Annotated in this window: 11 protein-coding genes; 7 read left to right on the top strand and 4 right to left on the bottom strand. The window is 73.9% G+C overall.

Going from position 1 to position 17595, the window contains the following annotated elements; genetic code table 11:
* Positions 1–3: 3 nt before the first annotated feature.
* Together OG897_RS28665 and OG897_RS28660 are read right to left on the bottom strand one after the other, a co-directional pair.
* Positions 4–1260, bottom strand: coding sequence for a glucarate dehydratase family protein (locus tag OG897_RS28665; protein WP_266661182.1), 1257 nt, complete (start codon positions 1258–1260; stop codon positions 4–6).
* On the bottom strand, positions 1257–2306 hold the full coding sequence (locus OG897_RS28660) for a 5-dehydro-4-deoxyglucarate dehydratase (protein WP_266661180.1): 1050 nt from the start codon (positions 2304–2306) through the stop codon (positions 1257–1259). The genes OG897_RS28665 and OG897_RS28660 overlap by 4 nt, the downstream gene beginning before the upstream one ends.
* A 151-nt stretch (positions 2307–2457) precedes the next feature.
* Here OG897_RS28660 and OG897_RS28655 point away from each other — a divergent pair, with 151 nt between their 5' ends.
* The 7 genes from OG897_RS28655 to OG897_RS28625 all read left to right on the top strand — a co-directional run bounded on the left by OG897_RS28655 (position 2458) and on the right by OG897_RS28625 (position 15883).
* Positions 2458–3261 (top strand): IclR family transcriptional regulator, encoded by an 804-nt coding sequence (locus tag OG897_RS28655; RefSeq protein ID WP_266661178.1) that lies wholly within the window; start codon positions 2458–2460, stop codon positions 3259–3261.
* Positions 3262–3354: 93 nt separating this feature from the next.
* Positions 3355–4170 (top strand): NAD(P)-dependent oxidoreductase, encoded by an 816-nt coding sequence (locus OG897_RS28650; RefSeq protein ID WP_266661176.1) that lies wholly within the window; start codon positions 3355–3357, stop codon positions 4168–4170.
* Positions 4171–4236: 66 nt separating this feature from the next.
* Positions 4237–5061: a hypothetical protein gene (locus OG897_RS28645; RefSeq protein WP_266661174.1), complete on the top strand. Its 825-nt coding sequence runs from the start codon at positions 4237–4239 to the stop codon at positions 5059–5061.
* Positions 5062–5168: 107 nt separating this feature from the next.
* A complete protein-coding gene (locus OG897_RS28640; RefSeq protein WP_266661172.1) occupies positions 5169–13412 on the top strand; it encodes a type I polyketide synthase in 8244 nt (2747 codons plus the stop codon).
* Between the two features lie 74 nt (positions 13413–13486).
* Positions 13487–14017, top strand: coding sequence for a DUF6314 family protein (locus tag OG897_RS28635; RefSeq protein WP_266661170.1), 531 nt, complete (start codon positions 13487–13489; stop codon positions 14015–14017).
* 28 nt (positions 14018–14045) lie between these two features.
* On the top strand, positions 14046–14741 hold the full coding sequence (locus tag OG897_RS28630; protein ID WP_266661168.1) for a response regulator transcription factor: 696 nt from the start codon (positions 14046–14048) through the stop codon (positions 14739–14741).
* A gap of 5 nt (positions 14742–14746) precedes the next feature.
* The gene (locus OG897_RS28625) at positions 14747–15883 is read left to right on the top strand and encodes a sensor histidine kinase KdpD (protein ID WP_266661166.1); all 1137 of its coding nucleotides are present in this window, start codon (positions 14747–14749) and stop codon (positions 15881–15883) included.
* A gap of 19 nt (positions 15884–15902) precedes the next feature.
* On the opposite strand, the gene OG897_RS28620 is transcribed toward OG897_RS28625, so the two are convergent.
* Both OG897_RS28620 and OG897_RS28615 read right to left on the bottom strand, forming a co-directional pair.
* On the bottom strand, positions 15903–16442 hold the full coding sequence (locus tag OG897_RS28620) for a DM13 domain-containing protein (protein WP_266661164.1): 540 nt from the start codon (positions 16440–16442) through the stop codon (positions 15903–15905).
* A 144-nt stretch (positions 16443–16586) separates the two neighbouring features.
* Positions 16587–17516 carry an AraC family transcriptional regulator gene (locus tag OG897_RS28615; RefSeq protein WP_266661162.1) on the bottom strand — a complete coding sequence of 310 codons (930 nt, stop codon included), beginning with the start codon at positions 17514–17516 and terminating at the stop codon, positions 16587–16589.
* Positions 17517–17595: the final 79 nt, after the last annotated feature.

Raw genomic sequence — 17595 nt, 5'->3', positions numbered from 1 at the left:
GCTTCACCACCGTGCCGTGTTCGGTTCGAACGAGGGGACGAAGGTGCGCATGTAGGTCACGTCGTCCCGCTTGGTCCTTCCGCACCGGACGTAGTCCTCGTGTGCCCTGGCCAGCGCGTCCGGGTCCAGCTCGATGCCCAGGCCCGGCCCGTCCGGCACGGTCACCGCGCCGCCTCGGAACTCCAGCGCGCCCGGTGCGACGACGTCGACGTCGCGCCACGGCCAGTGGGTGTCGCAGGCGTACGTCAGATGCGGGGTCGCCGCGGCGACGTGCACCATCGCGGCGAGACTGATGCCGAGGTGGCTGTTGGAGTGCATCGAGAGGCCGACGCCGAAGGACTCGCAGGTCTTCGACAGGGCCTGGGTGTCGCGCAGGCCGCCCCAGAAGTGGTGGTCGGAGAGGACGACGCCGACGGCCCCGGCCCGGAACGCCGGTTCGAGGTCCTCGAAGCGCACCACGCACATGTTGGTGGCCAGCGGCATGCTCGCCTGCTCGGCGACCTTCGCCATGCCTTCGATGCCCGGGGTCGGGTCCTCCAGGTATTCGAGGACGCCGTCCAGTTCGCGCGCGACGCGCAGGGAAGTCTCCACCGTCCAGGCCGCGTTCGGGTCGATGCGCAGCGGGTGGCCGGGGAAGGCTTCGGCCAGCGCGCGGATGCCGTCCATCTCCTCGTCGGGGGGCAGCACGCCGCCCTTGAGCTTGATCGACTTGAAACCGTACTGGTCGATCATCCGGCGCGCCTCGCCGACCAGGGCCTGTGGGGTGAGCACCTCGCCCCAGACGTCCTGTTCGGCGCCCGTGTGCGCTCCGTACTTGTAGAAGAGGTACGCGGAGAAGTCGACCTCGTCGCGCACCCGTCCGCCGAGCAGGTCGACCACCGGGCGGCCCAGGCGGTGCCCCTGGGCGTCCAGGCACGCGACCTCGAACAGCGCGTACACGCTGGCGATGGTCTTGCTCACCGAGAAGCCGCCGGTGAGGCCGTGCTCGTCGGCGAACACCGCGCCGCCCAGGACCCGCGTCACGGTGCGGCGCAGTCCCGGCAGGTCGAACACGTCGTGCCCGGTCAGTTCCGGCAGCACCTTCCGCACCTGGTCGAGGAAGGCCAGGTCGCCGTAGGACTCGCCGAGACCGACCACTCCGTCCTCGCAGCGCAGCTCGATCACACCGCGCAACGCGAACGGCTCGTGCACGCCCATCGCGTTGAGCAGCGGCGGGTCCCGGAACGCGACCGGGGTGAGGACGACGTCGACTATCCTCATCGGCGAACACCGTCCAGTGCGTTCGCTGCGCCCGCTGCGTTCGCTGCGCCTGCTGCTTGCGTCGCGCCCGCTGCTTGCGTCGCGCCCGCTGCTTGCGTCGCGTCGATCGCGTCCAGCGCGGTCAGCAGCGCGTAGCCGTCCTTGACGATCTTCTTCAGGCGTTCGACCTGTTCCGCCCCGGGTTCGACGAGTGGTGGCCGGACGCCGCCGACCCTGTCGCCCCGCAGCCGTGCGGCGGCCTTCACCAGCGAGACCGCGAAGCCCGGGGTTTCGTCCCGCAGCGCCACCAGCGGCAGGTAGAACCCCGCGAGCAGCGCGTCGACGACGTGGTCGTCCCCGGCCGCGAGTGCGCCGTGGAAGCGGACAGCGATCTCCGGCGCGAAGCAGTGGACCGCCGACGAATAGCGGCTCACCCCGATCGCCCGGTACGCGCGGGCGGAGACCTCGGCCGTCGGCAGGCCGTTGAAGAACAGGAAGTCCTCGGCCCGAGGCGCATGCGAGCTGCGGATCGAGGTGACGATCCTGGTCATCAGCTCGACGTCGCCGACGCCGTCCTTGAGACCGGCCACGGACGGGATGTCGAGCAGCGCCACCGCGGACCTCGGGGTGAACGCGCCGTTGGAGCGGTGGTAGACGACGACCGGGACGGATGAGTCGTTCACCGCGTAGCGCACGTGGTCGACGAGGCCGGACGGTGATCCGGACACGAGGTAGGGGGGCAGCAGGAGGACGCCGTCGGCGTTCCCTTCCTGTGCCGCCGCGATCCCGGCCCGTGCCGTCGCCGCGCCGCCCCCGGCGCCCACCCAGACCGGCACCCGGCCCGCGACCACGTCGCGTGCCCTGCGCAGGAGTGCGGCCTGTTCGTCGGCCGCCAGCGCGCTGAACTCGCCGGTCCCACAGGCGATGAACAGCGCTCCGGCACCGGCCGCCACATGTCCCTCGACCGTTTCGGCGAACGCGTCCAGGTCCAGGTCCAGTTCGTGGGTGAAGGGGGTGAGGGGAAACGCGAGGAGGCCGTCGAGCTGGATGGGGGTGTGTGCCGTCAACGTGTCGCTCTTTCGCTTTGAAGGGCCGCCGACTCGTTCATATACATGAACGGAGTTCGTCATCACGTGAAAGATTCATGTAGGGGAATGCTGTTCCGGGACGCTAATGTGGTGGGACGTACGTGTCAACGGCTGGATGGAGGAGCGTCTCGTGCCGCAGAAGGTGGGAACCCCCGCCGGGGGGAAGGCAGTTGAACCCGCGGGAGTGAAGTCGGCGCGGCGCGCCATCGATCTGCTGGAGACCTTCGCGGCCAACGGCGCCTGGCTGTCGCTGGCCGATCTCCAGCTGAGTACCGGATTCCCCAGGTCGAGCCTGCACGGGCTGCTCCGCACGCTGCTCGACGCCGGGTGGCTGGAGGTGGACTCCCCCACCGGGCGATACCGCCTGGGGGTCCGGGCGTTGATCTGCGGCACCGCGTATCTCGACCGTGACCCGGTGGTCCCGTACGCGACGGAAGCACTCGAACGCGTCCGCGAGAAGACCGGGTTCACCGCGCACTACGCCCGCCGCGACGGCGCGCAGGTGGTGTATCTGGAGACCCGGGAGTCGGTCAGGTCCACCCATCTGGTGTCCCGGGTCGGCCGGACCCTTCCCGCGCACGCCACCGCCCTCGGGAAGGCGCTGCTCGCCGAGCTGACGCACGACGAGATCGAAGCCCTGCTGCGCGACCCGCTGACCGCACTGACCCCGAACACGATCACCTCGGTCGAAGCCCTCCACGCCGAATGCGCCCTGACGCGGGAACGCGGCTACGGCGCCGAGGTCGAGGAAGGCGGCCTCGGGGTGCGGTGCGTCGCCTCGGTGATCCCCTACCGGATCCCCGCCACCGACGCGATGAGCTGCTCCATGCCCCTCCACCAGGTCACCGACGACGACGCCCGGCGCGTCGGCGAACTGCTCGCCGAGACCACCGCGGAGCTCGGGCAGCGCCTGCGCCGCGCGGGAATCCGCTGATTCCCCAGCCGATTCCCCGAGTGACTCCCGAGTCACTTCCGAGTCGCTCCCGGGTGATTTCTCAGATGACTTCTCAGAGGAGAGGGAACACCGATGGCAGAACAGCGCGTCCTCATCACCGGCTCAGGGGGCATGGTCGGCGGCCTGATGCGCTCGCGGCTCCGCCGTGACGGCCGGATCCTGCGCCTGCTGGACCTGTCCGACCAACCGGCCGCACAGGCCGGTGAAGCGGTCGAGCTGGTCTCCGCCTCGGTCACCGACCCGGCCGCGATGGCCGAGGCGTGCACCGCTGTCGACGCGGTCATCCATCTCGGCGGGCACAGCCGCGAGGCGTCGTGGGAAGAGATCCTCGACGTCAACGTCCACGGCACCAGAACGGTCCTGGAAGCCGCCCGCGCGGCCGGTGTCCCGCGCGTGATCCTGGCATCCAGCAACCACGCCGTCGGTTTCCGGCGGAACGACGAAGCGGGCGACACGGGCCTGGCCGCCGACTCCACCGCCCGCCCCGACACCTTCTACGGCGTGAGCAAGGCTGCCGTCGAAGCACTCGGAAGCCTCTACCACTCGCGCTACGGCATGGACGTCATCGTCGTCCGCATCGGCTCCTGCTACCCGAGCCCGGTCGCCCTCGGGCCGCGCGGCCTGGCCACCTGGCTCTCCCCCGGCGACGCCGCGCGCCTGTTCGAAGCCTGTCTGGCCACCCCGTCGCCCGGCTACCGCCTGATCTGGGGCGTCTCCGACAATACCCGCCGTATCTACTCCCTCGCCGAAGCGGAGGCCCTGGGCTACACGTCCCGGGACGACGCCGAGACGTTCGCGGACCGGATCACCGCCCCCGCCCCCACCGGCCCCGCAGCGGAGTACATCGGCGGCCCCTTCGTCACGACCCCCCTGGGCGAACCCAACTGACCCCCGCAGGGGCGCGAAGACGTCCATTCCGTGGCGGCCCGGCCTCGTGTCGGACATCCTCGGGGGATGGGTGATCGTGCGAACTTCGTCGTCGTCCGCGAGAGCGGTGAGTTCGAGCTGTACCTGTCGCGGTACGGGGCGGTGGGGATGGACCTCGACCTGCTGGCGGGACCGGCGGAGACGCTCGCGATGGTCAGGCGTCTGCGGGTCGACGACTGGTGGCTGGACGACGTGCACTGCCAGGGGGCGGCGCTGATCGACCTCGGCCGGAGGGTGCTGATGCTGTTCGCCTGGGAGGGGCCGAGCACCGTCATGCGGTACCGGGCGGCGACTCTCGCGTTGTTGCGGGAGGTCTGGGCGGGGTGGGAGGTGCGGTGGCTGTACGACGGCCCGGCCGAACTGCGCGGCTACCTGGGGCTGGACCCCGGAAACGTCCGTCTTCGCGAGGGCGGGCTCGCGGTGGGGGAGGTGATCGAGCCCGGTGACGAGGAGTTGGCCGAACCGGAGCCGATGGTGGCGGTGGTGACGGTCGGCACGGACCGCTGCTACCTGGTGGCGAACGCCGGCGACCATCCGGTCTGCGAGGGGCCTGCCCTGCTCGCCCGGCTGGCGGGCGGGCCGGAGCACGGGGTGTGCCGGGTGTCGGCCGAGGCCGGTGTCCATGTCGATCCGGTACGGCGCCGGATGGGCTGGTGGGTGCTCGGGGCGTCGGCGGAGGCGTACGAGATGCCGCAGCGGTGGCCCGGCTGGACGGTGGAGTTCTGGCAGGACCGCTGGGAGGAGCACGTGCGGGTGGCGGGCGGGCGGTTCCAGCCGCCGCCGGTCGATCACGAGCGCGCGGTGGCGGACGTCCGGGTCGCGGTCGCACTCCGGCGGGAGGCAAGGGGCTGAGAGACCCCCGGGTCCGCGTTTCCCCGAGGTGGATACGGTGTCGGAGTGGGGGCGTGCCGTGGTGCGTTCCGCGGCAAGGCGCTGTGTTCCGTGGCGAAGGGGTGGGGATGGCCGAGGTACGTGACGATCTGATCCGTGCGGTGCCCGGGGTGCTGAAGGCCCACGCGGAGCGCCGGGGGGACAGGACCGCCTTCGCGGACGCCCGGCGGGTCGTGACGTACCGGGAGTTGGAGAGCCGGACCGCGCGGCTCGCGGGTCATCTGGCGGGGCTGGGAGTGCGGCCCGGGGAACGGGTGGCGCTCCATCTGGGCAACCGCGTGGAGTGGGTGGAGAGTTGCCTGGCGGTCCTGCGGGCGGGAGCGGTGGGCGTGGCCCTCGACCCCGGTGCCGCCGAGGCCGAGCTGGCGTACTTCCTCGACGACTGCGGCGCGGTCGCGATCGTCACCGAGGAGGCGTCGCTGCCGAGGGTCGCCCGACTGGCCGCCGGGCGGCCCCGGTTGCGTGTGGTCGTGGTGGGCGGGGCCGGTGGGGGGCTTGCGGGCTCGGTCGCGTACGAGGAGCTGATGCGGACGGAACCCGGCCTTCCGGCCCGTGACGACCTCGGTCTGGACGACCCCGCCTGGATCCACTACACGTCGGGCACCACGGGCACCGGCAAGGGCGTCGTCTCCAGCCAGCGCGCCTGGCTGTGGTCGGTGGCCTCGGCGTACGTACCGCTGTGGGGGCTGGGGCCCGAAGACCAACTGCTGTGTCCGCTGCCGTTGTTCCACGCGTACGCGCACTCGCTGTGCGTGCTGGGCGTGGTCGCGGTGGGGGCGGGTGCCTACCTCCTGGAGCGGGGGGCGAGTGTCGCGGAGGCGGTCGCCGAGGGGGAGTTCAGCGTCCTGGCCGGAGTGCCCGCCACGTATCACCTGCTGGTGGACTCGGTGGGCGAGGGCCGACGGCCGTCGGGGCTGCGGCTGTGCGTGACCGCCGGGGCGCCGTGTCCCCCGGCGCTGCGTACGGCCGTGGAAGAGGTGACCGGCGTGCCGTTGCTCGACGGCTACGGCTCCACCGAGACGTGCGGGAAGATCGCGGTCAGGCCCTTCGAGCACCCCGGGAACGACGACTTGGGCAGGCTGCCGGTGCCCGGGGTCGAGATCCGGCTGGCCGATCCCGTGAGCGGCGGGACGGTCGAGGGCGAGGGGGAGATCTGGGTGCGCGGGCCGAGCCTGATGATCGGCTACCACCGTCGGCCCGAGGAGACCGCGCGGGCGTTCCGGGACGGCTGGTACCGCACGGGCGACCTCGGCCGCCGCCTGGACAGCGGCCGTCTGCACGTCACCGGCCGGGTCAAGGAACTGATCATCCGAGGGGGCGAGAACATCAACCCAGTCGAGGTCGAGCAGGTGCTGCTCGGCTTCCCCGGCGTCTCGGACGCGGCCGTCGTCGCCCGGCCGCACGACGCGCTGGGCGAGGTGCCCGTCGCGTTCGTGGTGGCGGGCCCGGACGGGGTCGACACCGCTGGGCTGCGCACGTACTGCCAGGAACGGTTGTCGGGCTTCAAGGTGCCCGACGAGGTGTACGAGGTGGGCGTCGTGCCGCGCACGGCCACCGGGAAGACCGACCGCCCGGCTCTCGTAAGGGAGTTGGCGGACCGGCTGGCCACGGACCGGACGGCCGCCGCGTCCGCGCTGCGCGAGCGGCTGCTGGAGCTGGCGCCGTCCCTGCGGTACGCCGCCGTGCTGCGCGTCGTCCTCGACTGCACGGAGCGGACCTGCGACGGGGGCGCGCTGCCGCTGGAGCCCCGGCTGCCCTTCACCGCGTTCGGGCTCACCTCGCTCGGGGGCGTCCTGCTGCGCGACCGGCTCGGTGCGGCGACCGGTCTCGCCCTGCCCGCGACCCTGGTCTTCGACCGCCCGACGCCTGCCGCCGTGGCCGACTTCCTGGCCGCCGAGCTGTTCGAGAACCCGGAGCAGTCGCCCCGTACGAGCAGCAGCCGAACCATTCCTGACGAGCCGTCGGACGACCCGGTGGCCATCGTCGCCATGGCGTGCCGCTATCCGGGCGGCGGACCGGACGTGACCTCCCCCGAGGAGCTGTGGCGGCTGGTCAACGACGGCGTCGACGCGACCTCCGGCTTCCCCACGGACCGGGGCTGGGCACCGGTGGGGCTCTTCGACCCCGACCCGGACCGGCTCGGCACCTCCGTCACCCGCCGGGGCGGATTCCTGCGCGGCGCGGCCGACTTCGACGCGGCCTTCTTCGGCATGTCCCCGCGCGAGGCGCTGGCCACCGATCCGCAGCAGCGGCTGCTCCTGGAGACCTCCTGGGAGGTCTGCGAGCGGGCGGGCATCGACCCGGCGGCCCTGCGCGGCAGCGACACCGGCGTGTTCGTCGGCATGATGCACGCCGACTACGGCGCGCGCTTCCTGCACCAGGGGGCGCACGAGCTGGAGGCGCACCTCGCACTGGGCTCGGCGGGCAGCGTCGCCTCGGGGCGCATCGCGTACGCCCTGGGCCTGCACGGACCCGCCGTCACGGTCGACACCGCCTGCTCGTCGTCGCTGGTGGCGATGGACGCGGCGGCGCGGGCGCTGCGGTCGGGCACGTGCTCGCTGGCCGTGGCCGGAGGGGTCACGGTGATGTCCACCCCGGCGCCCTTCGTCGCGTTCAGCAGGCTGCGCGGGGTGGCCCCGGACGGGCGGTGCAAGTCGTTCTCCGCATCGGCCGACGGCGCTGCCTGGTCGGAGGGTGTGGGCCTGGTCCTGCTGGAGCGGCTGTCCGACGCCCGGCGCAACGGCCACCCGGTGCTGGCGCTGCTGCGCGGCTCGGCCGTCAACTCCGACGGCGCATCCAACGGGCTGACCGCGCCCAGCGGTCCCGCCCAGCAGGAGGTGATCCGTCAGGCGCTGGCCGACGCCGGTCTCTCCCCCACGGACATCGACGCGGTCGAGACGCACGGCACCGGCACCGCGCTCGGCGACCCCATCGAGGCGCAGGCGCTCCAGGCGGTGTACGGGCGCGAGCGACCCGCCGACCGGCCGTTGTGGCTCGGCGCGCTGAAGTCCAACATCGGGCACACCCAGGCCGCCGCCGGGGTCGGCGGCGTCATCAAGACCGTCCTGGCCATGCGGCACGGGCAGCACGCCCGCATCCTGCACTGCGAGGAGCCTTCGCCCCAGGTGGACTGGTCGTCGGCCGCCGTACGGCTCCTGACGCGGGAGCGGGAGTGGCTCCCGGCGCCCGGCAGCCCGCGCCGGGCCGGGGTCTCCGCGTTCGGCATCGGCGGGACCAACGCCCACGTCATCCTGGAGCAGGCCCCGCCCGGGGAGCCGGTGGTGCCCGCTGCGCGGCAGGACGCCGGGCGGTGGCAGTGGACGCCGCCCCTGCTGCTGTCCGGTGCGGACACCGGGGCCCTGCGCGCACAGGCCCGGCTGATCGCCTCCCTGCTGCGCGAGCGGCCCGAACTGTCCCCCCTGGACGTCGCGTTCTCACTGGCCACGACCCGTGCCGCGCTCCCCCACCGGGCGGCGTTGCCCGGCTCCGACCGCGCGTCGCTGCTGACCGCGCTGGATTCCTGGGCGGGGACCGGCACCGACGGCCCGGCTCCGACCGGTCGGGCGGCCTCGACCGCCGGTCGGCTCGCGCTGCTGTTCTCCGGCCAGGGAGCGCAACGGCCCGGCATGGGACGCGAGTTGCACGGGGCCTTCCCCGTCTTCGCGGCCGTCTTCGACGCCTTGTGCGACCGGTTGGACGCGTACGACGGATGCGGCGGCAGCCGACTGGACCATCCGTTGCGTACGGTGCTGTGGGCGCGGGAGGGCACCCGTGAGGCGGCCCTGCTGGACCGGACGGACGTGGCGCAGGCGGGCCTGTTCGCCTTCGAGGTCGCGCTGTTCCGGCTGCTGGAGTCGTGGGGTGTACGGCCGGACGTCCTGGCCGGACACTCGGTCGGCGAACTGGCGGCGGCCCACGCGGCGGGCATCCTGTCGGAACGGGACGCGGTGGAACTGGTGGCGGCCCGAGGCCGCCTGATGCGCCAACTGCCGGGAACCGGGGCCATGGTGGCGCTGGACGCCACGGAGAACGAGGTGGCGAGGGTGCTGGCGGAGCTTTCCGGCGCGGGGGGCGACGCGAGTCCGGGCGGCGACTCCGGTCCGGCGGGCGTCTCGGATGTACCGGGCGACTCCGGTCCACCGAGCGGTTCCGGGCTTGTGGGCCGTGTTGCCGTCGCCGCCGTGAACGGGCCGCGCTCCGTCGTCGTCTCCGGGGACGAGGCGGCCGTCCTCGCCGTCGCGGACCGGTTCGCCCGGCTCGGTCGCCGCACCACGCGGCTGCGGGTCGGCCATGCCTTCCACTCCCCCTTGATGGAGCCGATGCTTGAGGAATTCGGCCGCGTCGCCCAGCGGTTGGAGTACCGGGCACCCCGCGTCCCGGTGGTGTCGGGCCTCACCGGCCGGCCGGCCGTCGGGGACGAGCTGCGCTCGGCCGCCTACTGGGTGCGTCACGTCCGCGAAACCGTGCGCTTCGGCGACGCGCTGCACCGGCTGGCCCACGACGAGCAGGTCACCGCCTTCGCGGAGATCGGGCCCGGGGCGCCGCTGACCGCGGCGGCCGCCGCCGACACCGGCCTGGTCGACGGCGAGAAGCGGCCGCTGCTCACGGCCTTCGTACGGGCCAAGGAGCCGGAGGCCGCGACTGTTCTGGCCGCTCTCGCCCGGCTCCACGTGCACGGGCTGCCGGTGGACTGGCGGCGGGTGTACGCGGACAGCGGAGCCCGCCGGGTGGAGCTGCCGACCTACCCCTTCCAGCGGCAGCACTCCTGGCTGACCCAGACCGCCGCCGCCCCGGCCGGGGACGACCGCGCCCACCCTCTGCTGGCCCGCCCGACGACCGTGCCCGGCACCCAACAGCTGCTGTGCACCGGGCACTTGTCGGCGGCGTCCCAGCCGTGGCTGCGCGACCACGTCGTCTCCGGGCTGCCGCTCGTGCCCGGTGCCGCGCTGGCCGAGATGGTGCTGTACGCGGGTGAGGCGTGCGGGCTCGACGTCCTGGAGGACCTCGCCCTGCTCGCCCCGCTGGTCCTGCCGCCCGAGGCCGGTGACCGTATCCAGGTCCAAGTGGTCCTCGGCGAGCCGGACGCTTCCGGCCGACGCGCGGCCGACGTCCACTCCCGCCCGGAGGAGACGGGCTCCCTCGGCCCCTGGACGCACCACGCGACCGGACGCCTCGGTCCTGCCGCCGCCCGCCCCGGCCGGGACGCCGACGCCGGTTCGTGGCCGCCCCCGGGCGCGGATCCCGTGGACCTCGACGGGGCCTACGCACGCCTGGCCGCCGCCGGTTACGCGTACGGCCCGGCGTTCCAGGGCGTCACCGCCGCCTGGCGGCGGGACGAGGAACTGTTCGCCGACGTACGGCTGCCCGAGCCGCTGACGGCCGATGCCGGGCGGTACGCCCTCCACCCCGCGCTCCTGGACGCGGCCCTGCACGCCGGAGTCCTCACCGCCCCGCCCGCCGGTACCGCCCGGCTGCCCTTCGCCTGGCGCGGTACGACGGTGTACGCCACCGGCGCGACCGCGTTGCGCGTACGGCTGCGCACCACCGGCCCCGACACGGTCACGGTGGACCTCGCCGACCACACCGGCACACCGGTGGCCCGGGTGGAATCACTGACCACCCGGCCCGTCCCGGAGTCCGCCGACGCCTCGGCCGTGGGACTGGGCGCGGCCGCCGGGCTGTACCGGCTGCGCTGGTCTTCCGTCGCGACAGCGGGGGACGGCCCTGGACCGGTGCCGACCGTGGCCGAGCCGGACGACCTGGGCCTGCGGGCCGAACTGCCCCCTCCGCCCGCCACCCCGCAGGCCGGTCCCGCGACGGTCGTCGTCTCCCTCGCCGCCCCCTCCGAGGCCACCGATCCCGTGGCGGCCACCCGTGCCCTGACCACGCGCGCCCTGGAGTTGTTGCAGGCCGGTCAGACGGCCCCCGGAGCCCGGCTGGTCGTGGTGACCCGCGATGCCCACGCCCCCGTACCCGACCTGCCCGCCGCAGCGGTGTGGGGTCTGCTGCGCGCCGCGCAGGCGGAGTACCCCGGCCGCCTGACGCTCGTCGACACGGACGGCGACCCCGCGTCCCTGCGCCTGCTGCCCGCCGCCCTGGCCACGGGCGAACCCCAACTCGCCCTGGTGGAAGGCGCGGTACGCATCCCCCGCCTCGCCGTCGCCGTCCGTGGTGCCGACAACCGCATCGGTGACGGCTTCGCGGGCGGCACCGTCCTGATCACCGGTGGCACCGGCGCCCTCGGCTCCCTGCTGGCCCTCCATCTGGTGCGCGGGCACAACGTCCGCCACCTCGTCCTCACCGGCCGCCGGGGCCCGCACGCCCCGGGGGCCGGGCGGCTGCGGTCCGCGCTGGAGCGGGCGGGGGCCCGCGTGGACGTGGTCGCGTGCGACGCGGCCGACCGTACTCGACTGGCCGCCGTCACCAAGGAGTACGCACCCCGCCTGACCGCCGTCGTCCATGCCGCCGGAGTCCTGGACGACGGCGTGCTGGAGTCGCTGACGCCCGCACGGCTCGCCACGGTCCTGCGGCCGAAGGCCGACGCGGCCTGGAATCTGCACGAACTGACGAAGGACCTTCCCCTCGCGCGGTTCGTCCTGTTCTCCTCGGCGGCCGCAGTGCTCGGCCAGCCCGGCCAGGCCAACTACGCAGCCGCCAACGCCTTCCTGGACGCCCTCGCGCACCACCGCGCGGCCCTCGGCCTGCCCGCGCTCTCCCTCGCCTGGGGGCCGTGGGAGGACGGGGACGGGATGGCGGCCCGCACCCGGCGCGCCGCCGGGCTCCGGGGCGGCCTTGTGCGGCCGGTCTCCCCCGAACAGGGCCTGGCGATGTTCGACGCCGCGTTGGAGAGCGGCGAGCCGGTGCTCGCCCCGCTGCTGCTCGACCGTTCCCGGCCGCCCGGTCCGGCGGGGCCGCCGATCCCCCCGCCGTTGCGCGCCCTGGTGCGCCCGGCCCGCCCGGCCGTCGGCGGCGCGGCAGCGGGAAGCGGGGGCGACCGGGCCGGGAGCGCGGCCGTGGCCTGGCGGGACCGGCTCGCGGCACTGCCGGAGCCCGATCGTGCGCCCGCCGCGGGGGAGTTGGTCCGTACGGAGATCGCCGTGGTGCTCGGGCACCCGAACGCGGCCGCCGTCGCCGCCGACGCCCCCCTGACCTCGCTGGGGTTCGACTCCCTGACCGGTGTGCTGCTGCGCAACCGGCTGAGCGAGCTCACCGGGCTGCCCCTGCCCCCGACCCTCGTGTTCGACCACCCCAGCGCCGAGCGGCTGGCCGCCCATCTGTACGAGGAGCTGAGCACCGCGCTTCCCGGCCGCGCCCCCGCCGTACCGGGGCCAGGGCCGACGCCCGTACACACGCCGCAGTCCACGCCCGAACCCGCTCCGCACGGCGCGGTACGGCCGCCGCAGACCCTGGCGTCGCTCTACCGGCGCGTGTGCGAGACGGGTGACGTCGTTTCGGCGATGCATCTGCTCGTGACCGCCTCGCTCGCCCTGCCCGCCTTCGACCGCGCTGACAGCGCCCGGCACGCGCTCGCACCTCTGCACCTGGCCGAAGGCGCCGACGCTCCCGCACTCGTGTGCTTCCCCGGCTTCGCCACCCACCTGGGCAGGCCCTGGTACGCGGCGCTCGCCTCCTTCTTCGACGGCGAGCGGGACGTCTTCGAGATCCGGCACCCCGGTGTCGACCGGGGAGACAGCGTCCCGCGCGACTGGGAGACGCTGGTGGAGCTGCACGCCGCCACCCTGCGCGAGCACCTCGGCGGACGACCGTACGTCGTCCTGGGCTATTCGATGGGCGGCTGCCCCGCGCACGCGGTGGCCGTCCGGCTCGCGGAGACCGGCACGCCGCCGTCCGCGCTCGTCCTCGTCGACACCCACCACGTCACCCCGGACCGCGAGGACGAGCCGTGGCTGCTCGCCCTGCCCGCCCGGGCGGCCCTGCGGATGGGCGAGCGGTTCGACGGGGCGGTGGACGACGTCTCCATGGCCGCGCTGGGGGCGTACACCCGGATGGCGCGCGGCTGGCAGCCCGCCCCAACAGGCTTTCCCACCCTGCTGGTTCGGGCCACGGAACCGGTTTCGGTGCCGCGGGCCCCGGGCGGACACGAGGCCCGGGACGGGGGCTGGCGGGCCTCCTGGCCGCAGTCGCACGACGTCGTGGACGTCCCCGGAGACCACTGGAGCGTCAACGAGGAGCACGCGGGTACGACGGCGAGCGCGATCCGCACGTGGCTCGGCACGCGCACGGAGAGCACGGAGCACACGGAGCGCGCGGGCCGCGCGAGCTCTCGCGTGCCGGACCCCGGAGGCGGCTGAGGCGGCTGAGAGGCCGCGTCTGCGGGTGGAGGGGGGCCGGTCGGCCGGGCCGGGGCTCGCGGGACAATGGGCGCATGTCCCGTGAGCACCCGCCCGAGTCCCCTCCGAGTCCGTACCGCGTCGCCGACACGGCCGGGTACCTCGCCGGTCACTGGGCTGTCGAGCGCACCGTCCAGGACCGGCTGCTCGGCATGACGGGCGGGTTCGTGGGGACGGCCTGCTTCCGGAGCGCCGAGGCAGCGGTCGACGGGTCGCCGCCCCACGGGCCCGGCGGGCTGCTGCTGCACGCGCCCGGCGGATTGCTGCTGCACGAGGAGGAGGGCACGCTCCGGTGGGACGGCGGGACGTTCCCTTCGAGCCGCACGCTGCGGCTGCTCCCCCGGGGCGACGGGACGGCGGACGTCGAGTTCGCCGACGGGCGCCCCTTCCACGCCCTCGACCTGCGCGGGGGCTGGTGGAACGCCGTCCACCCGTGTGCCGCGGACCGGTACGAGGGAACCTACGCGGTGCGCTCGGCGGACGAGTGGCACCTGGAGTGGCGGGTCACGGGACCGGCCAAGGAGCACGTGCTGCGGTCGGTCTACCGGCGGCTCGGCGACCGCTGAAGCCGCGCACTGATGCGAGGCTAGGGGCATGGGGAACGTACAGAGAGTGCTGGTCGTGGACGACGACCCGACCGTGTCCGAGGTGGTCACCGGCTATCTGGAGAGGGCCGGGTTCGCGGTGGAACGCGCCGCCGACGGTCCCGGAGCACTGGCCTCGGCCGAGCGGCACCGGCCCGACCTGGTGGTCCTCGACCTGATGCTGCCCGGCATGGACGGCCTCCAGGTCTGCCGGGAGCTGCGGGCCCGAGGGCCCGTTCCGGTGATCATGCTGACTGCCCGCAGCGGCGAGGAGGACCGGATCCTCGGCCTGGAGGTGGGGGCCGACGACTACGTCACGAAGCCGTTCAGCCCCCGTGAACTGGTTCTGCGGGTGACATCGGTGCTGCGTCGTGCCGCCCGCACGCCGCCGCCGGGACCTGCCCTGCGGGCAGCGGGCCTGGAGGTGGATCCGACGGCCCGGCGCGCCGTCAAGGACGGTCGCGAACTGGGCCTCACCCTCAGGGAGTTCGACCTGCTCGCCCACTTCCTGAGGCATCCGGGGCAGGTGTGCGGCCGGGAACTGCTGATGCGTGAGGTGTGGGGGTGGGAGTTCGGCGACCTCTCCACGGTCACCGTCCACGTCCGTCGCCTGCGCAGCAAGATCGAGGAGGATCCCGCCCGGCCCCGGCTCATCCAGACGGTCTGGGGCGCCGGGTACCGCTTCGACCCGCCGACCGAAAGCTGAGATCCGTGCGAGACATCCTGCTCATCGCCCTGTACGCCTTCCTGGGCGCGGCCGGTGCCGGGCTGCTGGGCGCCGCCGTCCTGCACCTGCTGCGGCGTCGCTCGATCGCGGTGTCGCTCACCGTGATGACCGCGGTCGCGGTGTCCGCGATGCTCGCGGGAACCCTCGCCGTCGCCCAGGCCATGTTCCTGTCCGCCCACGACCTCTCCGTGGTCACCCTGGTCGTCGGCATGGCCGCCGTCGTCTCGCTCGTCACCGCGCTTCTGCTCGGCCGCCGCGTCGTCGTCAGCACCCGGCAACTGGCCCTGGCGGCAAGGAGGTTCGGGGACGGCGGCACCTTCACCCCGCCGCCTTCGGACGCCGTGCCCGCCGAACTGGCCGCGCTCAGCGGCGAACTCGCCGCCACGGCCGAGCGGTTGGCCGCGTCGCGGGAGCGCGAACGCGCGCTGGAGGCGTCCCGGCGCGAACTGGTGGCGTGGATCTCGCACGACCTGCGCACACCGCTGGCCGGACTGCGCGCCATGTCCGAGGCCCTGGAGGACGGGGTCGTGCGGGACACCGCCCGCTACCACCGGCAGATCCGCACCGAGGTGGACCGGCTCAACTCCATGGTCGGCGACCTGTTCGAGCTCTCCCGCATCCATGCCGGGGCGCTCACCCTCCAGACGGCCCGGATGTCGGTGTACGACCTCGTCGGCGAAGTCCTCGACGGGGCGAACCCGCTCGCCCGGGAGCACGGGGTGCACCTCGTCGGGGAGCGGGTCGACCCGGTCCCCGTGGAGGTGGACGGCAGGGAAATGACCAGGGTGCTGGCGAACCTCCTGGTCAACGCGATCCGCCACACCCCGGCCGACGGTACGGTCGCGGTCGCCGCCGAGCAGCGGGCCGCTTCCGTGGTCCTGTCCGTCACGGACGGCTGCGGCGGCATCCCGGCGGAGGACCTGCCCCGGGTCTTCGACACCGGCTGGCGCGGCACGGCGGCCAGGACCCCGCCGGCCGGAGCGGGCCTCGGCCTGGCCATCGTGCGCGGCATCGTCGAGGCCCACGCCGGACGCGCGGAGGTCCGCAACGTGCCCGGCGGCTGCCGCTTCGAGGTCACCCTCCCGGCCGCTCCGGCGCAGACCCGGCCCGCTCCCGCCTGAGCGGGCCCGCCCACCGTGCTCAGGCAGGGGTCAGGTCGGCGGCGCCGAAGGAGACGGAGAAGCGCTCGCACCAGATCACCGCGCTGCGGAACGCGGACAGGTCGGTGCCCGCCGGGACGCTGTAGTTCTGGTTGCCCCGGTTGCCCTTGAGCTTGCCCAGCTGCACGGCACCCTCGCCGAGACCCTTCTCCGCGGACCGGGCGTCACGGGGCGACAGGTAGACCCGTACGTCCGGACCCTCCGACGTCGCGAGGTCTTCGAGCCGCAGTACGGACTGCTTGCCGTCGGCGAGGCGGACCGTGCGCGCGGTGCCGCTGGTGGCGTGCTCGTGGCTGACGAAGCTGCCCCGGGCGAGGTCGACCGGTCCTGCGGCACCCGGGGGCGGCGTGCTCGGTGTCCCGGGGGTGGCGGGGGCGCTGGCGGAGGGGAGGGTTTCGTCCACCGTGGTCGTGGTGAACGCCTTCCAGGGCTGAAATGCGTAGAGGGCACCTCCCGCGACCACCACCAGGGCGACGAGGAGGATGACGATCGTGCGGCGGGACAGACCGAGTGCGGGCATGGCTACTCCACGGGACTGTGATGTTCCGGCCGTGAAGGGGCCGGGCCTTCTTCGCCCCCAGTAGACCCGTGGCGGCACCCGGTCGGCGACCCTCGGGGGCCTGCCGTAAGAGACCGGTAACACCTTCGCGCCATCGGCCGGGGCTCACGCGGACGCAGTTCGCGACGCCGCCTCCGCCCGGTACTGCCCCGGGGTGGTGCCGAATTCCCGGCTGAAGGCGTGGGAGAGGGCGTACGGGGTGCCGTAGCCGACGCGGCGGGCGACGGTGGCCAGGGGGTCCGGGGTGTCGCGGAGCAGGGTGGCGGCGAACGTCAGGCGCCACCAGGTGAGGTAGGCCATCGGCGGGCGGCCGACCAGGGCGGTGAAGCGGCGGGCCAGGGTCGCGCGGGAGACGCCCGCCTCGGCGGCCAGGCGGTCGTTGGTCCAGGGGGCGGCCGGGTCCGAGTGCAGTGCTCGCAGGGCGGCGGCGGTCACCGGGTCGCCCAGTACGGCCGGCCAGGTGCCGCCCGTGTCCTGGGCCGCCCAGGAGCGGATCATGTAGACGAGGAGGAGGTCGAGCAGGCTGGGCACCGCGATGCACGAGCCGGGTCCCTGGACGGCCAGCTCGTGGCCCAACAGGTCGACGGCCGCGCGCAGTTCGGGGTGGGTGCCCACGCGGTTCGGCAGGTGGACGACCTCCGGCAGTTCCGCCATGAGCGGGTGTGTGCGACTGCGGTCGAGCCGGTACTTGCCGCACAGCATGTGCACCTCGCCGGAGGCGGCCGGGGAGCGGCGCGCCTCGTCCCCTTCGAACCACCGCTCGAACGGCACCGCCTGTTCCACGGTCGCCGCGTCGACGGGGGCGTCGGCGATCACGTGTCCCGTGCCGTGCGGCAGCAGCACCACGTCGCCCACGCCGAGCGGGAGGGGCGTGCCGCCGTCGGCCAGCAGCCAGCAACTCCCCTCCAGCACCACGTGAAAGCCCGCCCCGTCGTACGGGGCCAGCCGCGTGCACCAGCTTCCGCTCACCCGCACCCGGTTCGAGGAGGGCCGTCCGATGCGTACCGCCGCGACCGCGTCGCTCACCACGTCCATCGGGCGAGAGTATCCGTAGCGCCAATGGTGAGACGCATACGTATTCAGGTGAGCCGATCAGGCATTGAGCAGCTCATCG

Origin of the sequence: Streptomyces sp. NBC_00237 (genome assembly GCF_026342435.1) — a bacterium.
In the GTDB taxonomy this organism is placed as follows: Bacteria; Actinomycetota; Actinomycetes; order Streptomycetales; family Streptomycetaceae; genus Streptomyces.
This window is presented reverse-complemented; position numbering and strand designations above follow the sequence as displayed.

Coding starts and splice junctions, on each gene's coding strand:
- OG897_RS28665 (WP_266661182.1), bottom strand. CDS start 1,260: ATGAGGATAGTCGACGTCGTCCTCACCCCGGTCGCGTTCCGGGACCCG.
- OG897_RS28650 (WP_266661176.1), top strand. CDS start 3,355: ATGGCAGAACAGCGCGTCCTCATCACCGGCTCAGGGGGCATGGTCGGC.
- OG897_RS28645 (WP_266661174.1), top strand. CDS start 4,237: ATGGGTGATCGTGCGAACTTCGTCGTCGTCCGCGAGAGCGGTGAGTTC.
- OG897_RS28640 (WP_266661172.1), top strand. CDS start 5,169: ATGGCCGAGGTACGTGACGATCTGATCCGTGCGGTGCCCGGGGTGCTG.
- OG897_RS28635 (WP_266661170.1), top strand. CDS start 13,487: ATGTCCCGTGAGCACCCGCCCGAGTCCCCTCCGAGTCCGTACCGCGTC.
- OG897_RS28630 (WP_266661168.1), top strand. CDS start 14,046: ATGGGGAACGTACAGAGAGTGCTGGTCGTGGACGACGACCCGACCGTG.
- OG897_RS28620 (WP_266661164.1), bottom strand. CDS start 16,442: ATGCCCGCACTCGGTCTGTCCCGCCGCACGATCGTCATCCTCCTCGTC.
- OG897_RS28615 (WP_266661162.1), bottom strand. CDS start 17,516: ATGGACGTGGTGAGCGACGCGGTCGCGGCGGTACGCATCGGACGGCCC.